This window comes from Arthrobacter sp. ISL-69 (genome assembly GCF_018613775.1).
Classification (GTDB): domain Bacteria; phylum Actinomycetota; class Actinomycetes; order Actinomycetales; family Micrococcaceae; genus Arthrobacter.
Genome location: NZ_JAGGPO010000027.1, coordinates 16,413 through 32,962 on the forward strand (window position 1 = coordinate 16,413; position 16,550 = coordinate 32,962).

The 16,550-nt window shown below is 65.8% G+C and carries 15 protein-coding genes; 11 read left to right on the forward strand and 4 right to left on the reverse strand.

Annotated elements, in window-relative coordinates:
* Positions 1-36 precede the first annotated feature (36 nt).
* Positions 37-1,719 (forward strand): ABC-F family ATP-binding cassette domain-containing protein, encoded by a 1,683-nt coding sequence (locus J7I79_RS19035; RefSeq protein ID WP_214955868.1) that lies wholly within the window; start codon positions 37-39, stop codon positions 1,717-1,719.
* A 132-nt stretch (positions 1,720-1,851) separates the two neighbouring features.
* Here J7I79_RS19035 and J7I79_RS19040 read toward each other — a convergent pair whose 3' ends face one another.
* A complete protein-coding gene (locus tag J7I79_RS19040) occupies positions 1,852-2,196 on the reverse strand; it encodes a toxin-antitoxin system YwqK family antitoxin (protein ID WP_214955870.1) in 345 nt (114 codons plus the stop codon).
* Between the two features lie 69 nt (positions 2,197-2,265).
* Here J7I79_RS19040 and J7I79_RS19045 point away from each other — a divergent pair, with 69 nt between their 5' ends.
* From J7I79_RS19045 to J7I79_RS19080, 8 genes are all read left to right on the forward strand, one after another.
* Positions 2,266-3,036 (forward strand): DeoR/GlpR family DNA-binding transcription regulator, encoded by a 771-nt coding sequence (locus J7I79_RS19045; RefSeq protein WP_214955872.1) that lies wholly within the window; start codon positions 2,266-2,268, stop codon positions 3,034-3,036.
* On the forward strand, positions 3,033-4,235 hold the full coding sequence (locus tag J7I79_RS19050) for an MFS transporter (RefSeq protein WP_214955874.1): 1,203 nt from the start codon (positions 3,033-3,035) through the stop codon (positions 4,233-4,235). Before J7I79_RS19045 ends, J7I79_RS19050 begins: the two co-directional genes overlap by 4 nt.
* 27 nt (positions 4,236-4,262) lie before the next feature.
* On the forward strand, positions 4,263-5,762 hold the full coding sequence (locus J7I79_RS19055) for a bifunctional phosphatase PAP2/diacylglycerol kinase family protein (protein ID WP_214955876.1): 1,500 nt from the start codon (positions 4,263-4,265) through the stop codon (positions 5,760-5,762).
* A 170-nt stretch (positions 5,763-5,932) separates the two neighbouring features.
* Positions 5,933-6,877: an ABC transporter ATP-binding protein gene (locus tag J7I79_RS19060; protein WP_214955890.1), complete on the forward strand. Its 945-nt coding sequence runs from the start codon at positions 5,933-5,935 to the stop codon at positions 6,875-6,877.
* 3 nt (positions 6,878-6,880) lie between these two features.
* The gene (locus J7I79_RS19065; RefSeq protein WP_214955892.1) at positions 6,881-7,807 is read left to right on the forward strand and encodes an ABC transporter permease subunit; all 927 of its coding nucleotides are present in this window, start codon (positions 6,881-6,883) and stop codon (positions 7,805-7,807) included.
* A gap of 38 nt (positions 7,808-7,845) precedes the next feature.
* A complete protein-coding gene (locus J7I79_RS19070) occupies positions 7,846-9,174 on the forward strand; it encodes a sensor histidine kinase (protein ID WP_214955894.1) in 1,329 nt (442 codons plus the stop codon).
* Entirely contained in the window at positions 9,171-9,923 is a 753-nt protein-coding gene (locus J7I79_RS19075; protein WP_214955895.1) for a response regulator transcription factor, read from the forward strand. Before J7I79_RS19070 ends, J7I79_RS19075 begins: the two co-directional genes overlap by 4 nt.
* A 229-nt stretch (positions 9,924-10,152) precedes the next feature.
* Positions 10,153-11,613, forward strand: coding sequence for an amino acid permease (locus J7I79_RS19080; protein ID WP_214955896.1), 1,461 nt, complete (start codon positions 10,153-10,155; stop codon positions 11,611-11,613).
* Between the two features lie 62 nt (positions 11,614-11,675).
* Here J7I79_RS19080 and J7I79_RS19085 read toward each other — a convergent pair whose 3' ends face one another.
* Positions 11,676-11,990 (reverse strand): hypothetical protein, encoded by a 315-nt coding sequence (locus tag J7I79_RS19085; protein ID WP_214955898.1) that lies wholly within the window; start codon positions 11,988-11,990, stop codon positions 11,676-11,678.
* Between the two features lie 84 nt (positions 11,991-12,074).
* Positions 12,075-12,575 carry an Hsp20/alpha crystallin family protein gene (locus J7I79_RS19090; RefSeq protein WP_214955900.1) on the reverse strand — a complete coding sequence of 167 codons (501 nt, stop codon included), beginning with the start codon at positions 12,573-12,575 and terminating at the stop codon, positions 12,075-12,077.
* Between the two features lie 256 nt (positions 12,576-12,831).
* On the opposite strand from J7I79_RS19090, the gene J7I79_RS19095 reads away from it, so the two are divergent.
* Positions 12,832-13,725, forward strand: coding sequence for an intradiol ring-cleavage dioxygenase (locus J7I79_RS19095; protein WP_214955902.1), 894 nt, complete (start codon positions 12,832-12,834; stop codon positions 13,723-13,725).
* Positions 13,726-13,786: 61 nt separating this feature from the next.
* Complete coding sequence (locus J7I79_RS19100) at positions 13,787-15,136, forward strand: M18 family aminopeptidase (protein WP_214955904.1); 1,350 nt, start codon at positions 13,787-13,789, stop codon at positions 15,134-15,136.
* A 21-nt stretch (positions 15,137-15,157) separates the two neighbouring features.
* On the opposite strand, the gene J7I79_RS19105 is transcribed toward J7I79_RS19100, so the two are convergent.
* Positions 15,158-16,450, reverse strand: coding sequence for a hypothetical protein (locus J7I79_RS19105; protein ID WP_214955906.1), 1,293 nt, complete (start codon positions 16,448-16,450; stop codon positions 15,158-15,160).
* Positions 16,451-16,550: the final 100 nt, after the last annotated feature.

Below are 16,550 nucleotides of genomic sequence, written 5' to 3' on the forward strand. Positions count from 1 at the left end.
AAAGCTCCGGCGGGGTGGCCGTGGGAGGATGGAAGCGTGGCTCATATTGACGTTTCCAATATCGATTACTTCCTGTCCGACGGCACCCAGCTGCTCAACGGCGTGACCTTCAAGGTCCCGGACGGGACCAAAACCGCGCTGATCGGGCCCAACGGAACCGGCAAGACGACGCTGTTCCGGATCATCTCCGGCGACCTCATCGCGGACGAAGGTGTGATCGGACGCTCCGGCAACATGGGCATCATGCGCCAGTTCGTCGGACAGGTCCGGGATGACTCCACCGTGCGCGACCTGCTGGTTTCGGCTGCCCCGCCCGCCCTGGCCGCCGCTGCCCGCGCCGTTGACGAGGCCGAGATGGCCATGATGGAGCACGACGACGAGCCCACCCAGATGCAGTACGCCCAGGCAATCGTGGACTGGGGAGACGCAGGAGGCTACGACGTCGAGACCGTGTGGGACGAGGTCTGCATGGCCGCGCTGGGACTGCCGTTCGACCGTGCGCAGCACCGCCCGGCGTCGAGCCTTTCCGGCGGCGAGCAGAAGCGGCTGGTACTTGAGGCGCTCTTCGCCGGCCCGGACGAGCTCCTGCTCCTGGACGAACCGGACAACTACCTCGACGTGCCGGGCAAGCGCTGGCTCGAGGGCAAGCTCAACGAGTCCAAGAAGACCGTGTTCTTCATCAGCCACGACCGCGAGCTGCTCAACAACGCGGCCGGCCGCATCGTCACCCTCGAACCGGGCATCAATGGTGCGGGCGCATGGGTCCACGGCGGCGGCTTCGGCTCCTATGTCGACGCCCGTGCAGACCGCAATGCCCGCTTCGAGGAACTGCGCAAGCGCTGGGACGAGGAGCACGTGAAGCTCAAGGAACTCGTCAACATGTACAAGAACAAGGCTGCGTTCCGCTCCGACATGGCGAACCGGTACCACGCCGCCCAGACCCGGCTGGCGAAGTTCCTCGAAGCCGGGCCGCCAGAGGCGCTGCCGATCGAGCAGAACGTGCGGATGCGGCTCAAGGGCGGCCGGACCGCCAAGCGGGCCATTGTGGCCGAAAAGCTGGAACTGACCGGACTGATGAAGCCGTTCTCCACCGAAGTGTGGTTCGGTGACCGGGTCGGCGTGCTCGGCTCCAACGGTTCCGGCAAGAGCCACTTCCTGCGGCTGCTCGCCACCGGCGGCACCGACCCTGAGCGTGAGCACCTGCCGGTGTCCGACGTCGACATCGCCGAAGTGCCCCACGAAGGCACCGTAAAACTCGGCGCCCGGATCCGTCCCGGCTTCTTCGCGCAGACGCATGTCCGCCCCGACCTCCTCGGCAAGACGCTGCTGGAGATCCTGCACCGCGGTGACGAGCACCGCTCAGGCCTGGGCCGCGAGGCTGCCGCCGGCGCACTGGACGGCTACGGACTGGCCTCGCAGTCGGAGCAGAAATACGAGTCCCTGTCCGGCGGGCAGCAGGCCCGGTTCCAGATCCTGCTGCTCCAGCTCTCCGGCGCCACACTATTGCTACTCGATGAGCCGACCGACAACCTGGACCTGCACTCGGCCGAGGCGCTGGAACGCGCCATCGACCACTTCGAGGGAACCGTCCTGGCCGTGACGCACGACCGCTGGTTCGCCCGGACCTTCGACCGCTTCATGGTGTTCGGTTCGGACGGCAGGGTGTACGAATCCGCCGAGCCTGTCTGGGACGAGAAGCGCGTGCAGCGCGCACGCTGAGCGGGACGCTCCCGCACTTCCTGCATGTTTTGCGCCAACGCTCGCTCACCTGGTGAACGAGCGTTCGTGTTTTTCCTGCAGGAAGTGAGAGAGGGTTTGGGGATTAGTTGCAGGAAGTGAGAGAGCGTCGGACTATTTGAAGGTCTTGCGCTTGGTCTCCGCGCCGTCCGGCGCGTAGGTGACCCATTCGCCCGCTTTGCGGCCGGCGTCGTACGTTCCTTCATCCATGAGGTTCCCGGTGCTGTGCCACCGCTGCCAGAAACCGTCCTGCTGCCCCTCACGGAACGCCCCCTTCTGGAGCAGTCCGCCCCCTTCGCGGTACCAGACGCAGTCTCCGTCCAGTTCACCGCGGCGGTAGCCGGCATCAGCCTTCAGCTGCCCGTTCCGGTAATAAAAGAGCCAGCGGCCCTCGCGTTCGCCGTCGAGGTAGTCCCCGGCTCCTGAAAGTTTGCCGTCCTTGAAGAGTTCCTCAGCCATAGGGAAACACTACGCCGTCCAAACGCTCACGGTTCTGACTAAATGATCATGTTCCGCTAGCATTTGAACATGAGGACTGAAGAGCGGCACCGGTTGATCGGTGAACTGCTGCGGAGCCGCGAAGATGTGACCGTTGACGAGCTGATGGCGGAATGCGGAGCTTCCGGTGCCACCATCCGGCGCGACCTGGATACCCTGGCCGGCAACGGCGTCCTCCGCCGGGTGCACGGCGGAGCCAAGAGCCTGGTGCTCCGGGGCGAGAATCCCGGGTACGGGCAGCGGGAGCTGGAAGGGCAGGACGCCAAGGTCCGGATCGCCGCCGGCGTGGCAGGACTGCTGCGGGACCGGGAGCACGTCTGGCTGGACAGCGGCACCACTGCGACCGAGATCGCCCGCCAGTTGCGGCAACGCGAACTGACCCTCATGCCCATGTCGCTGCGCGCCCTCAATGTGTTGACGGCGGAAAGCCACGCCGGGTACCGGCCCGCCCTCCTGGTGCCGGGCGGAAGCCTGATCCCGGGCGAGCTGTGTTTCCGCGGGCCGCTGGCCGAGGCCAACATCCGCTCCCTCCGCTTTGACACTGCCGTGGTGACACCCTGCGCGGTAACCCTCAAAGACGGACTGCTGGCGCACGACCTCGACGATGCCGCCGTTAAGCGCGCCGGCCTGGAATCCGCCGGCCGGGTGATCGCCGCCTGCGCCGACTCCAAATGGAACGCAGCCGCCGTGGCGCTCGTGGCAGCCCTGGAGGCGGTCGACGTCATCGTGACGGACAGGACATTCAGCCCGCAGGAACTCACACAACTTGGAAAACACTCAGTGAAAGTAGTGAACGTATGAGCATCGCCGTCTCCAGCCAGAAACTGAATGCCGCGGCCGCCGCGACGTTCCTGATTTTCGGGATCAATGGCCTGGTGTTTGCCAGCTGGGCCGCCCGCATCCCCGCTGTCACCGAAATTCTGCACGTCACCTCCGGACAGATGGGAACGCTGCTCCTCTGCACGGCCGTCGGCTCGCTGATCGCCCTTCCCACCGCCGGGTGGGTAGTGGGAAGGATCGGAACGGCCAACGCTGTACGCGCCAGCGGTCTTCTGGCTGCTGTGGCCGGCGTGGGCATCGCCCTCTCGCTGACGGCCGAATCCGTGCCCGGGACGGCGGTGGCGCTGTTCTTCTTCGGTATCGGCATCGGTCTGTGGGACGTTTCCCAGAACATTGAAGGAGCCGACGTCGAGCACCGGCTTAAGCGCACCATCATGCCGCAGTTCCACGCGGCCTTCAGCGGCGGCGCCTTCGTGGGCGCCCTGATCGGCGCCGGCCTCTCCGGTCTTGGCGTCGGACTCCCGGCCCACCTGCTGGTCATTGCCGCCATAGTGGCCGTACTGACCATGGTGGCGCCCCGCTACTTCCTGCCGCACATCGCCGCCGAGGTGCACTCCGACCCGGAAACCGCAACGACCAAGGGGCAGTCCGCCTGGCGGGACAGCCGCACGCTGCTGATCGGCGTGGTGGTCCTCGGGGCCACCCTCACCGAGGGTGCCGGAAATGACTGGATCGCCAAGGCCTCAGTGGACGGCCTCGGCACCAGCGAATCCACCGGCGCACTGATGTTTGCTGTCTTTGTCCTCGCCATGACGGCGATGCGGTTCTGCGGCGGGTTCGTCATCGACAAGTACGGACGTGTTGCCGTGCTCCGCGCCAGCATGGCCGCCGCAGCCGCGGGCCTGGGTCTCTTTGTCCTTGCGGGCAACATCTGGCTGGCCACGGCCGGGGCCGCGCTCTGGGGAATCGGGGCCGCGCTGGCCTTCCCGATGGGCATGTCCGCCGCTGCCGACGATCCGAAAAAGGCCGCCGCCCGGGTGTCGGTGGTGTCCACGCTGGGATACATCTCCTTCCTGGCAGGGCCGCCGCTCCTCGGATACCTGGGTGACCTCACCGGCATCCACCTGGCCCTGCTCGCGATCATGGCGCCCATCCTCGTGGCGCTCCTCCTTGCCGGAGCCGCGAAGCCGCTGCCGGGCGCGCCGCTCCGCAACGAGTAGGCGGCTCCACGGCGGTAGGGTGGGAAAATGCGAAGCATGCTGAGGAAGGGCCCGGGCCTGGTCGCCGGGCTGGACCGGATGTTACTCAAGGCCGTGTCCGGCCTGCCCGGCGGCAACCATGATGTGCTGTTCAGGCGGCTCTCGGCATCCGCCAACCACGGAAAGCTCTGGTTCGCGGTGGCCGGAGGCCTGGCCCTCATCCCGGGCAAACCGCGGCGCGCAGCGCTGCACGGGCTGATTGCCCAGGGCGTGGCGTCGGCGATCACCAACGTGGTGTTCAAGACACTCCTTCCGCGTGCCCGACCGCTGCCCGAGCATCTTCCCGTGTTCAGGTTCGTCAACCCGCAACCCACCAGTTCCTCAATGCCGTCAGGCCACTCGGCGTCCGCGGCGGCCTTTGCCGTGGGCGTCGGGCTGGTTCAGCCGGCCATCGGCGCAGCCCTGGCGCCACTTGCGGCCGGTGTTGCATATTCCCGTGTGCACACCGGCGCCCACTGGCCCTCGGACGTGCTGTTCGGGTCCGCCATAGGCGCCGGTGCAGCCATGATTACCCGCAAGTGGTGGCCCGTCCGCCCGCCCTTCCCGGAGACCAGCCGCTCCGGTGCCGAGGCCGCAAAGCTGCCCGGCGGCGAGGGCCTCAGCATCGCGGTCAACACCCTGGGCGGGTCCTATGCGCCGGAAACCGTGAAGGCGCTGCAGGATGTATTCCCGTTGGCGCATATACAGGAGATCGGTAACGAAGGAAACATCGCCGCCGAGATCGAGGCGGCTGCTGTCCGGCCCGGTGTGACGGCGCTCGGCGTGTGGGGCGGGGACGGAACGGTGGGGACGGCGGCGGCTGTCGCCGTCGAACTCTCGCTTCCTTTGCTGGTCCTTCCCGGCGGAACACTGAACCACTTTGCCCGTGACGCCGGAACATCCTCCCTCGAAGATGCCGTGCAGGCGGCCTCCAACGGGGCGGCGGCCCGCGCCGACGTCGGGCATGTCCGGCTCGAACGGGGCCTCGCGGGAAGTCCCGAAAAGCTGGAACGGATCATGCTCAACACGGCCAGCATCGGCCTGTATCCCAACCTGGTCCGCCGGCGGGAACAGCTCCAGCCGGCCCTCGGCAAACCGCTTGCCGGAGTCGGGGCCATGTTCCGGACCTTCGCTTCCGGAACCCCGACCACCATGATTGTGAACGGCGTCCGCCACAAGCTGTGGATCCTCTACGTTGGCCGGGGCCGCTACTACCCCCGGGACCATGCCCCGCTGGTGCGGCCGGTGATGGACGACGGCGTCCTGGACCTCCGGATGATCACCGCCGACGAGTCGTTTGCGCGGATCCGGCTGCTGTGGTCCGTCCTTACGGGCACTGTGGCCACGTCCCGGATCACGCACCTGAGCGAAACTACGTCGGTGACAGTGGAGGCAGCCGGATCGCCCATGGCCCTGGCCGTGGACGGTGAAGCCATGCCCGGCGTGCGCCGCGTCGAATTCTCCGTGCTGGCCGGGGCGCTGACCTACTACTCGCCGCAGCCGGAGTAGGCAGGCGGAACGGGGCGGGGGTCATCCCTTGGGACTACCCTGACTGCACCCTGAATCATCCCTGAGACCGGCGAAATCGGAGGCTTGCGTCTGTAGCGTGGGTGGTACGAACGGATCTGCGGCGAGCAGAAGCCGTCACCGCATCCACAGCTACGCAAAGGAACGCTTCCATGATTGAAGCAAAAGGCCTGTCCAAGGTCTACGGCGATAAAACCGCCGTCGGCGGAGTCAATTTCACGGTCCAGGCAGGCCAGGTCACCGGCTTCCTTGGCCCCAACGGAGCCGGCAAATCCACCACCATGAGAATGATCATGGGACTGGACACCCCGACGTCGGGCTCGGTCACCGTCAACGGTGTCCCATTCGCCAAGCACGCCGCCCCGTTGCGGGAAATCGGTGCCCTGCTGGACGCCAAGGCAGTCCATACGGGCCGTTCGGCCTACAACCACCTGCTGGCCATGGCCGCCACCCACAGCATTCCCGAGAAGCGCGTCACCGAGGTCATCGAAATGACCGGACTGGGTGAGGTCGCCAAAAAGAAGGTCAAGGGCTTTTCGCTGGGCATGGGCCAGCGGCTGGGCATTGCCGCGGCACTGCTGGGGGATCCGCAGACCATCATCCTGGACGAGCCGGTCAACGGGCTGGACCCGGAGGGGGTGGTGTGGGTCCGCAACCTGGTGAAGTACCTCGCCTCTGAAGGGCGGACCGTCTTCCTGTCCAGCCACCTGATGAGCGAAATGGCCGTGACGGCGGACCACCTGATTGTGATCGGCCGCGGAAAAATCATTGCCGACGCCCCCATCAGGGACATCATCAACGGCAAGGGCGCGAGCCGCACGCGGGTCCGCACCGACCAGCCCGACCAGCTCATGCGCCTCCTCGCCGGCGCGGGAGTTTCGGTGGAGGCCCAGGATCAGGAACTGCTGGAGGTCAAGGGGCTGGATCCCCGCCAGATCGCACGCGCCGCCCTGGACAACGACGTCATGATCTACGAACTCACTCCGCTCCAGGCAAGCCTCGAAGAGGCCTACATGGAGCTGACCAAGGATGAGGTCGAATACCACTCGCTGATCACCACGGGAGCCCCCGTTCCCGCCCAGACCGGAGGCAACTAAGCCATGAGCTCAACCACTTTGGAACCCAACCCCTCAGGCCGCCGGGCCCAGTCCGGCAGCCAGCCTCAAGCCGGGACGCCCGCAGGGCAGGCTGCCCTTCCGGCCGGCCGTCCGGCGTCACCGGGCCCCGGTCCCAGTTTCCTGCGTGTGCTGAACTCGGAATTCATCAAGTTCCGCACCCTGCTCTCGACGCTCATCCTGCTCGGTTCCACCATGTTGGTGATGGTTGGCTTCGGGGCTCTGGCGGCATTCTCCACGGGCCAGTTCCGCGAGCAGATGGCGTCCGATCCGGCAGCGGCAGCCCAGATGGCCGCCCAGGGCGGAGACATTGCGGTGACCGCGCCCACTTCCGGGGTCGTCTTCGCCCAGCTGATCCTCGGGTCCCTCGGCGTGCTGCTGATGAGCTCCGAGTTCACCACCGGAATGGCGCGTTCCACGTTCGCGGCCGTGCCCAAGAGGATCCCCGCCTTCGTGGCGAAATTCCTCGTGGTTGGTGTCGTGTCCTTCGCCCTCACAGGCGTCTCGACCCTGCTGGCCGGCCTGATATCCGTTCCGATCCTGGACAACTACGACCTTGGCTTGGATCTGGCCAGTTCGCAGTCGGTCAAACTCCTGATCGTCAACAGCCTCTACGTGGCCGCTGTGGCTACCATCGGCATGTCCCTGGGCAGCATCATCCGGAATTCCGCCGGCGGGATCATGAGCCTGGTGGGTCTCTTCTTCGTGGTTCCGATCGCCTTCCAGCTGATTCCCGGCGAATTCTTCGAGGAAGCCCGCAAGTACCTGCCGGGCAACACCGTGGACGCCCTGACGGCCGTGAACCATGTGGACGGGTCCCTTGAGGCGTGGCAGGCGGCCCTGGTGCTCGGCGCGTGGGTGGTCGTTCCCGCAGTGCTCGCCATGATCCTGCTGAAGAAGCGCGACGTATGAGCCGGTCCCGCAGCGGAAGGGCCGTCTAGGCTCAACGAATGCATGAAGAACCGATGGCAAAGGACGCATCAGCCCTGAATCAGGTTGATGCGTCCTTTGCCGCACTCGCCGACCGGCGCCGCGGCAGGCTTCGGCGGTACCTCCACCGGCACCCCCGGGCCATGGATGCCGTGGTGGTGCTGTGCTACCTGCTCCTCGTCACTCCCACCACAGTGGACACCGTGGCCGACGGCGGCTGGGCGGCGACGGCGCTCCTTGCCGCCGTCGCCGTTGCGCTCTCGTTCCGCCGGTCCCATCCGGTGGCCGTTGTGGCGGCAGTGGCCGTGCTGGAAGTAGGCATCACCTTCCTGCACCCCTGGGGCTCCAATGTTTCAGGGGGCCTCTGGTTTGCCCTCTATGCGCTGGCAGTGCAGCGGTCCCGCAGGTTCTCCATCACGGCGCTAGCATTGGCCAACGCTCCGTTATCACTGCTGTACTTCCTCACCCTTGTGGGGCCGCTGGAACGGGCGCTTCCCAACGGGGGTCCCGCAGCGCCGGAGAATTCGCAGCTTGTCTTCGGAATCGTTGCCGGCATCACCATCACGCTGTCCAACATCATCGCCACCGGAATCGGCATCTCCGTCCGGCAGCGCCGGGAACACGAACAGGAAATCGCCGCATGGGCGGCCCGGACGGCGGAACTGGGTTCGGTCACTGAACGCAACCGGATCGCGAGGGAAATGCACGACGTCGTTGCCCACTCCCTGACGGTAATGGTCACCTTGTCGGACGGCGCGGCCGTGGTGGTCCGGAAGAGCCCGGACCGCGCCGCCGTGGTGCTGGCCGAACTGTCGCGGACCGGACGGACGGCCTTGGCCGACATGCGCCGCGTGCTGGGAGTCCTGCGCGACGAATCGCCCGCCGGACAGGCACCGCGCCAGCCCCTGAGCGCAGGAAACAGCCTTGCCAAACTGCTGGAGGGATTCCGTACGGCGGGATTGCCGCTGCACTACTCGCACACCGGGCCGGCACTTCCTGACGACGCGGCGTTCCAGCTGACCGTCTACCGGATTGTTCAGGAATCACTGACGAACGTGCTCCGGTACGGCCGGGCCCTGAGCCGGGTGGATGTGAGCATGGTGCGTGCTGACGGCACGGTCACCATTGAAGTGCTCGACGACGGCCGGGGCACTGTGGGCCAGGCGGGAACGGGCGGAGCGGGAACGGTGGCCGGCGGAGCCAAACCGCTGGGGACCGGCCAGGGTCTGACCGGAATGCGCGAGCGGGCGGGGATCTACGGCGGTACGGTGGAAGCCGGACGCCCGGCCGCCGGAGGATGGCGGGTCAGGGCTGTACTGAATTGGAATGGGGACCAAGGAAAATCATGAATGGCAATGCACCGATCAAAGTCCTGCTGGTGGACGACCAGCCGCTGCTGAGGATGGGCTTCCGGCTGATCCTCGAGGGCGAGGATGATCTGCGGATCGTGGGGGAAGCGTCCGACGGGGCGGAAGCAATCCGGCAGGTCAGGGAAATGAACCCGGATGTGGTGCTGATGGATGTGCGGATGCCGGTCCTGGATGGAATCGAGGCAACCCGGGCAGTGACCTCTTCAGGATCCGCCGCCAAGGTGATCATCCTGACCACATTCGACCTGGACGAGTACGCCTTTGCCGGCCTGCAGGCCGGTGCTTCGGCATTTTTGCTCAAGGACGTGGCCCCGGCTGACCTGGTGAATGCAGTGCGGGTGGTGGCCAGCGGAGACGCCGTGGTGGCACCGCGCGTCACGCGCCGCCTGCTGGAAGCCTATGTTCGCGGGGACCACCCCTCGGCCGTGCCCGGTCAACGCTTGGGAGCTTCCGCGCCGGCAGCGGGCCGGGGCAGGCATGCAAACGGCGACGAGCAGCACAGGGACCCTCTGCTGGAGGCGCTGACACCGCGCGAAACGGAAATGCTGGAGGCCATGGCCGAGGGACTGTCCAACGCCGAGATCGCCCAGAGGTTCTTCCTGTCCGAGGCAACCGTGAAAACCCACGTGCGCAGGATCCTCGCCAAACTGCATCTCCGGGACAGGGTTCAGGCAGTTGTTTATGCCTACGAGACAGGGCTGGTGGTCCCGAGCAATCCGGACTACTAACTACCCGGAAGTAGATTTCGGGCACATTTCCATTTTGCCTTAAGGGATACTTTCGTTGCCTAATGCTGTTCTTCGTTGTGGGAAGCGCTGTTTCATGGGCACCCAATATGTTCGACTGCACAAGATGTGGCGTCCGGCATCCGGTCTAGGGTGAGAGAGAAATGTGGCCTGACGCACGGAGATCCGTGCCTGTCCGGGGCCCGCACCCTCAACTAAGGACGGCGCTTCCATGCACGCTGACCAACAGCTCTCCAAGTCCCTGAAACCCAGGCACCTGTCCATGATCGCCATTGCCGGCGTGATCGGCGCTGGCCTCTTTGTCGGCTCCGGTGCCGCCATCCAGCAGGCCGGCCCCGGCATCCTGCTCGCCTACATGGCTGCGGGAATCGTGGTGATCCTGGTGATGCGGATGCTGGGTGAAATGGCCGCGGCCAACCCCGAGACCGGATCGTTCTCCACCTACGCGGACAAGGCCCTGGGTCGGTGGGCCGGATTCAGCATCGGCTGGCTCTACGCGTGGTTCTGGATCATAGTCCTGGGAATCGAAGCAACGGCTGGCGCAGCCATCATGCACCGCTGGGTTCCGGGAATCGACCAGTGGGTGTGGGCGCTGGTCCTCATGGTGCTGCTGACGCTGACGAACCTGGGCTCGGTGAAGTCCTACGGCGAGTTCGAGTTCTGGTTTGCCTCCATCAAGGTGGCTGCCATCGTATTGTTCCTGCTCTTCGGCGTGGCCGCCATCCTGGGCCTGATCCCTGGAGTTCCGGCACCGGGGCTGGACAACCTGGTCAACAACGGCGGATTCCTGCCCAACGGACCTGCGGCAGTGCTCGCCGGCATCCTGGTGGTCGTCTTCTCCTTCTTCGGCGCTGAAATCGCCACCATCGCCGCCGGTGAGTCCGAGAACCCCGTGGACGCCGTCAAGAAGGCCGTGAAGTCCACCGTCTGGCGCATCCTGGTGTTCTACATCGGTTCCATCGCCATCGTGGTCACCCTGCTGCCGTGGAACTCCGCCTCCGTGGCCAAGAGCCCTTACGTCGCCGTAATCGAGCTCTTCGGCATCCCGGGCGCTGGCACCATCATGGACATTGTGGTCCTGACCTCGGTGCTGTCCTGCCTGAACTCAGGCCTCTACACGGCAAGCCGCATGCTGTTCTCGCTTTCCCGCCGGGGGGACGCACCCCGGGCCTGGATGAAGATCTCCAAGCGCGGCGTTCCGGCCGCTGCGGTGATGGCCTCCACCGTGGTGGGTTTCGTTACTGTCGGCCTCAACTACATTGCGCCGGACACGGTGTTCCTGTTCCTGGTCAACACGTCAGGCGCCATCGCGCTGTTCGTCTGGCTGGTCATCGCTTCCTCGCAGCTGATTCTCCGCCGCCGCATGGGCGCGGCCGCCAAGGATCTTGCCCTGAAGATGTGGCTCTTCCCCTACCTGACCTGGGTGTCCATCGTCAGCATTGTTGCGCTGCTGATCGGCATGGTGGTCCTGGAGTCCACCCGGGAGTCGCTGCTGCTCTCACTGGCACTGGCTCTGGTTGTGGTGGGCATCGGCGTCTGGCGCTACCGCAAGAACCTCGGCAGCACCGGCGGGACAGAACAAACCGGGACCGAACAAACCGCCACGACCAGCACCGACCGGACGGACGCCACAGCCGAAGAAGCCGGCGTAGGTGCCGGACCGGCGTCGTAATTCTCTTGCGTTAGCCCAGCAGCAGCGGGCGTAACCCGCCCGCAACCGGAGTCCGGCCGCCTTCAGTCCAGGTGGCCGGACTCCGTGCTTTCGGAGTCCACTTCCGTCGCCGGATCCACGCCCTGGCCCGGCTGCACGGAATCGAAGAATTTGTGCTCCCCGGCTGCGGCGGCGGAACTGTGAACCCGGGTCTGAATGAAGCTGACGTCCTCCGCACTGAGCTGGATGGCGCCGTGCTGGTCCCGAACCACCGGCTCATCGGCAACCCGGGCAACGATCGTGGCGATCGTCCTCGGCAGCACCACACAGCCGGGATTGTCCATGAACCAGCGGCGGGTAGCGGGATCAAGCCGGTGCCACTGTGTTTTCAGTTCCATTGAGGGACCCGTTTCATATGTTCTGCTGCCTCTTTCCCGGTCGCCCGGCTGGTTGAATGAGCCTGTTGGCCGATGGATCCGACGCTATTCGCGGCTGATCGGGAGCCGCTTCTCCGGGGCATCGGCTAATGGTGCCGCGGGAAGCGGCGTTCTGACTTCGAGCACGCCGTCCCTGAAGGACACCTTGATATCTGTGTCGGTAACCCCTTCCGGCAACGGCAGGTTGCGGGTGAAGGGGCGGTAATGCAACCCGGAATGATGGCCGTTCCCGTCGGAGGGACCATCGGAATCCCCGCGTCCGGCGCGGATATGAAGCACGCCTCCGGCCACGGACACCTCGATGTCACGGTCCGGGTCCGCGCCGGGCATGTCGGCCCGGACCACGAGGGTCTCCCGGTCGACGAACTCCTCGACATGCACATCGGCGATACGGACCTCCTCGTTATGAGCGGGGACCTGTACGTTGTTGCGATCAAAGACCCGCCCGAGTGCGCCGGTGAAGCCCGAGGGAGCCCTGCCCGCCACGTCGTCGGCGTCCGGCCATCGGGCCGACTCGAACGGGGACCATTTCAACGCACCGGACATAGCTCTCTCCTGGTTGTTCTCCTGGCAGGGCGGCAGCCGCAGGCGGTCGGACCCACACACCAGTAGATACCTGTCCGCGGACCGGGGGTAGGGACCAAAGTCCCCGACTGGACCAGTCATTCACGAAACGGCGAGAACCCTGCGGCGGGCACCGCCGCTGCGCCTGAAGGAACCGCCGCTGCGCCTGAAGGAACCGCACAACCGGCACACAGGAACGGCCTATGCGCGGCATAGTCGTTCGGAGTTTCATGGGTCCATGACTACTTCACCGCAGCCTCCCCACGAACCGCATCCCAACCATGACCGCGGCCTGGAATTCGACCTTTCGACGCTGATGAGCCGCCGGTCGCTGGGCATGTTTTTCGGCGCCGGCGCCGCGGCCGCAGCACTGGCTGCCTGCAGCCCGGGCGGGTCCACCTCCGGAGCTGCCAGTACGACGGCGGCCGCCACCGGTTCCGCAACAGCGACGGCGACCCCCTCCGCGTCGGCGTCCGCCACGCTGACCCGTGCCATTGCCGAATGCGGTGTGGAAATTCCGCAGGAGACAGCGGGCCCCTACCCGGGAGACGGTTCCAACGGGCCCAACGTCCTGGAGGCATCCGGTGTGGTCCGGCAGGACATCACCTCGAGCTTCGGGACCTCCACCACCAAGGCCGAAGGCACCCCGCTGACGGTCACCCTGACTCTTCTGGACAACGCCAACGGCTGCAAACCGCTCGCCGGCGCCGCCGTCTATGCCTGGCACTGCGACCGCGACGGCAAGTACTCGATGTACGACGCCGGGCTGGAAAACGAGAACTTCCTCCGCGGGGTCCAGGAAGCTGACGCGAACGGACAGGTCTCGTTCACCACCATCTTCCCCGGGGCGTACAAAGGCCGCTGGCCCCACATCCACTTCGAAGTCTTCGAGTCCATGAGCAATGCCACGGTGGCCGGCCAGGTGCTGGCGGTCTCCCAGATCGCTATGACGGAGGCTGCCTGCACCGAGGTCTATGCCACGGCAGGCTACGAGTCCAGCGCCCGGAACTTTCCCAATACCACGCTCTCCTCGGACAACGTCTTTGGCGACGACGGCGGCATCTACCAGCTGGCCACCATGTCCGGTTCGGTGGCAGGCGGCTACACGGCGGGGCTCAACGTCACGGTGTAGGAAACGGTGTGGAAAAGGGCCTTCAACGGTGGGTCGTCGTGGCACCGCTAGACTCGGAGCCATGCCTTCCCACGCCACCGCCGCAGACCATATCCGGGACCTCGGCGCGTACGTCAGCGCGTCGCCATCGAGCTTCCACGCAGTGGAGGAAGCCGCGCGGCGGCTGGACGAGGCGGGCTTCACCGGACTGGACGAGCTTGAGGCGTGGCCGGCCGGCGCAAGCCAAGGCCCGGAAGCCGGCGCGGCAGGCCGGTTTTACGTGGTCCGCGACGGTGCGCTGATCGCCTGGGTGACGCCGGAGACTGCCGGACCCACCACCGGGTTCAACGTCCTGGGGGCGCACACCGATTCGCCGTCGTTCAAGCTCAAGCCCAAGCCCACCATGGGGAAGTTCGGCTGGCTCCAGGCAGGCGTCGAGGTCTACGGCGGTCCGCTGCTCAACTCCTGGCTGGACCGTGAACTGCAGCTGGCCGGGCGCCTGGTGATGCTCGACGGCACGCAGTGCCTGACCGCCACCGGACCGCTGCTTCGCTTCCCTCAGCTGGCCATTCATCTGGACCGGGCGGTGAACGACGGCCTTGCGCTGGACAAGCAGCAGCACATGAATCCCGTCTTCGGGCTCGGCGACCCGGCCGGCGAGGACCTCCTCGCGCTGCTGGCCGAAAGGGCCACCCCGGCGGCTCCCGGCTCCGCGCCGGTGGATCCGGCACAGATCGGCGGGTACGACGTCGTCATCGCGGACACGCAGCCAGCCGCGGTTTTCGGGGCCAAAAGTGAGTTCTTCGCCTCCGGCCGGCTGGACAACCTGTCCGCCACCCATGCGGGCCTGGCAGCACTCATCGCACACGGTGAGGCCGGGGAGCGCGCGGACGGCGGGCCGATCGCCGTCCTCGCGGCCTTTGACCATGAGGAGATCGGCTCCAACTCGCGCTCGGGTGCCTGCGGCCCGCTGCTCGAGGACATCCTCGTGCGCATCTCGGACGGCCTCGGTGCATCGGCGAGCCAGCGGCGACAGGCGCTGGCGGCGTCCTTCTGCGTGTCCGCCGACGCGGGTCACGCGGTGCACCCTAACTATGCCGAGCGCCACGATCCGGTCAACCGGCCGGTCCTCAACGGCGGGCCCTTGCTGAAGATCAACGCCAACCAGCGCTATGCGACTGATGGACCCGGGGCCGCCTTCTGGGCGCGGCTGTGCGGGGAGGCAGGCATTCCCTACCAGGAGTTCGTCTCCAACAACGTCATGCCGTGCGGCTCCACCATCGGGCCGCTGACAGCGACGCGGCTGGGCATCAGGACTGTCGACGTGGGTGTGCCGCTGCTGTCCATGCACTCGGCACGCGAACTCTGCGGCGTCGAAGACCCGTTCCGGCTGGCCCGTGTGACCGAACTGTTCTTCCGGACGCCGGCGTAGCCAGGAAGTTCGGCGGCTCCGCTACTTGACGCAGGACGCGGCGCCGCCGTCGATCTTGTATAAATGGACGGCATTGCCGTCCGCAAAGTGATCGCTGAAGGCGCCGTCGGCCATCGTCACGGTGCGGTTTTCGTCCAGGACAGTTACAGCGGCGCCAGCACCGGCCAGGACGTAGAGCGATCCGTCGCGGACCTTGACGGCGGCATCAATCCCTTCGCCGTGGGAGAGTGCATTGTCGAGGAAAGGGGCATTGAGTACAGGCGCCAGCCTCGTAATCTGTGCATTCACATCCGTCACCCACGGTCTGACTGCATCCCCGCAGGGGTCCCTCAGCACATGCTGGGTCTGGCAGTCTCCGCCGAAGTTGTGGTTGAAGTACACGATCCCTCGGGCCCCGTGGATGAGGCTGCTCCACACTGCGGCGCGGATTTCCGGTCCGGAGATATTCGGTGCATCGGCTTCAGTGAAGGGATGGCCCACTTCAACGAATGCCCAGACAGGCTTGCTCTTTGCTGGCGTTACCAGCGAACGAAGCCGTTCGATGGTCCAGCCGTAGTTGGCGGCCAGTCTGCACTTCTCCGGTGCCAACTGGCCTCCGGCGGCGAACACGGCACCGCCTTCGGAGGGGCCGCAAATGAACGGGTCCGTGAACCAATAGGTATCCGCCGACACCACGTCCTGGAATTCATTGATGAAGACGGCAGCCTGCTCGTTGGTTTCCCAGAACGTCACGCCTTTTCCGTAGTTCGCATAGACCATCGTTCCGGCGGGCAGAGACTTTCGGAGGTCGCGCTGGACGGTGTAGCCGCAGCGCTGGTTCTCCGGCGTGCAAATTGGGCCGTATCCCGGCCAGATACCTGTCCAGGCCGCATCACCGGGGCCTGCCCACATGTCCACCTCATCCGAAAGCATCCGTCCTGTGGCAGTCGGAAACGGAGTGCTGGGCAAGGCGTGCATCCCTTGGTTGGTGGCAAGTGTGATGTCCGAATTGCTCGTCAGATCAACGTACAGATTGATTCCGACGACGCGGTCCTTAGGGGCGTCGGCGAGGTCGGTTAGGCTTTCCTGCCAGATGCCGATGGGGAAATAGGAAGGATCGGTAGGCAGTGAATTGGGAAAGTTCCTGAAGTAATCGGGACCGCCGTCCACTCCACGCAACTGAGCAGGGCCGGCGGTTGCCACGGCCTGGGCAGGGGCAGATTGCGTCTGGTTCCACACGAAGGAAAGTCCTGAAGCAACAAGGATGGCTGCGATGAGGACGCTGAGGCTAATTCCTCCGGCCCCTGCCGCCCTGCGACGCGTGATTTTTCCCATGGTCTACCCCTATCGTCGCCGAGGTGAGACCGGTGCTTGTGTCATAGTGCTCCTCGGCGTCCGATGGGTCAAGACCGCGAGCAATCAATTCCGCCCGGGA

Bases quoted from the DNA above. Each gene is read 5' to 3' on its own strand.
- J7I79_RS19040 (WP_214955870.1), bottom strand. From the start codon at position 2,196: ATGGCTGAGGAACTCTTCAAGGACGGCAAACTTTCAGGAGCCGGGGAC.
- J7I79_RS19045 (WP_214955872.1), top strand. From the start codon at position 2,266: ATGAGGACTGAAGAGCGGCACCGGTTGATCGGTGAACTGCTGCGGAGC.
- J7I79_RS19050 (WP_214955874.1), top strand. From the start codon at position 3,033: ATGAGCATCGCCGTCTCCAGCCAGAAACTGAATGCCGCGGCCGCCGCG.
- J7I79_RS19055 (WP_214955876.1), top strand. From the start codon at position 4,263: ATGCGAAGCATGCTGAGGAAGGGCCCGGGCCTGGTCGCCGGGCTGGAC.
- J7I79_RS19060 (WP_214955890.1), top strand. From the start codon at position 5,933: ATGATTGAAGCAAAAGGCCTGTCCAAGGTCTACGGCGATAAAACCGCC.
- J7I79_RS19065 (WP_214955892.1), top strand. From the start codon at position 6,881: ATGAGCTCAACCACTTTGGAACCCAACCCCTCAGGCCGCCGGGCCCAG.
- J7I79_RS19070 (WP_214955894.1), top strand. From the start codon at position 7,846: ATGCATGAAGAACCGATGGCAAAGGACGCATCAGCCCTGAATCAGGTT.
- J7I79_RS19075 (WP_214955895.1), top strand. From the start codon at position 9,171: ATGAATGGCAATGCACCGATCAAAGTCCTGCTGGTGGACGACCAGCCG.
- J7I79_RS19080 (WP_214955896.1), top strand. From the start codon at position 10,153: ATGCACGCTGACCAACAGCTCTCCAAGTCCCTGAAACCCAGGCACCTG.
- J7I79_RS19085 (WP_214955898.1), bottom strand. From the start codon at position 11,990: ATGGAACTGAAAACACAGTGGCACCGGCTTGATCCCGCTACCCGCCGC.
- J7I79_RS19090 (WP_214955900.1), bottom strand. From the start codon at position 12,575: ATGTCCGGTGCGTTGAAATGGTCCCCGTTCGAGTCGGCCCGATGGCCG.
- J7I79_RS19095 (WP_214955902.1), top strand. From the start codon at position 12,832: ATGACTACTTCACCGCAGCCTCCCCACGAACCGCATCCCAACCATGAC.
- J7I79_RS19100 (WP_214955904.1), top strand. From the start codon at position 13,787: ATGCCTTCCCACGCCACCGCCGCAGACCATATCCGGGACCTCGGCGCG.
- J7I79_RS19105 (WP_214955906.1), bottom strand. From the start codon at position 16,450: ATGGGAAAAATCACGCGTCGCAGGGCGGCAGGGGCCGGAGGAATTAGC.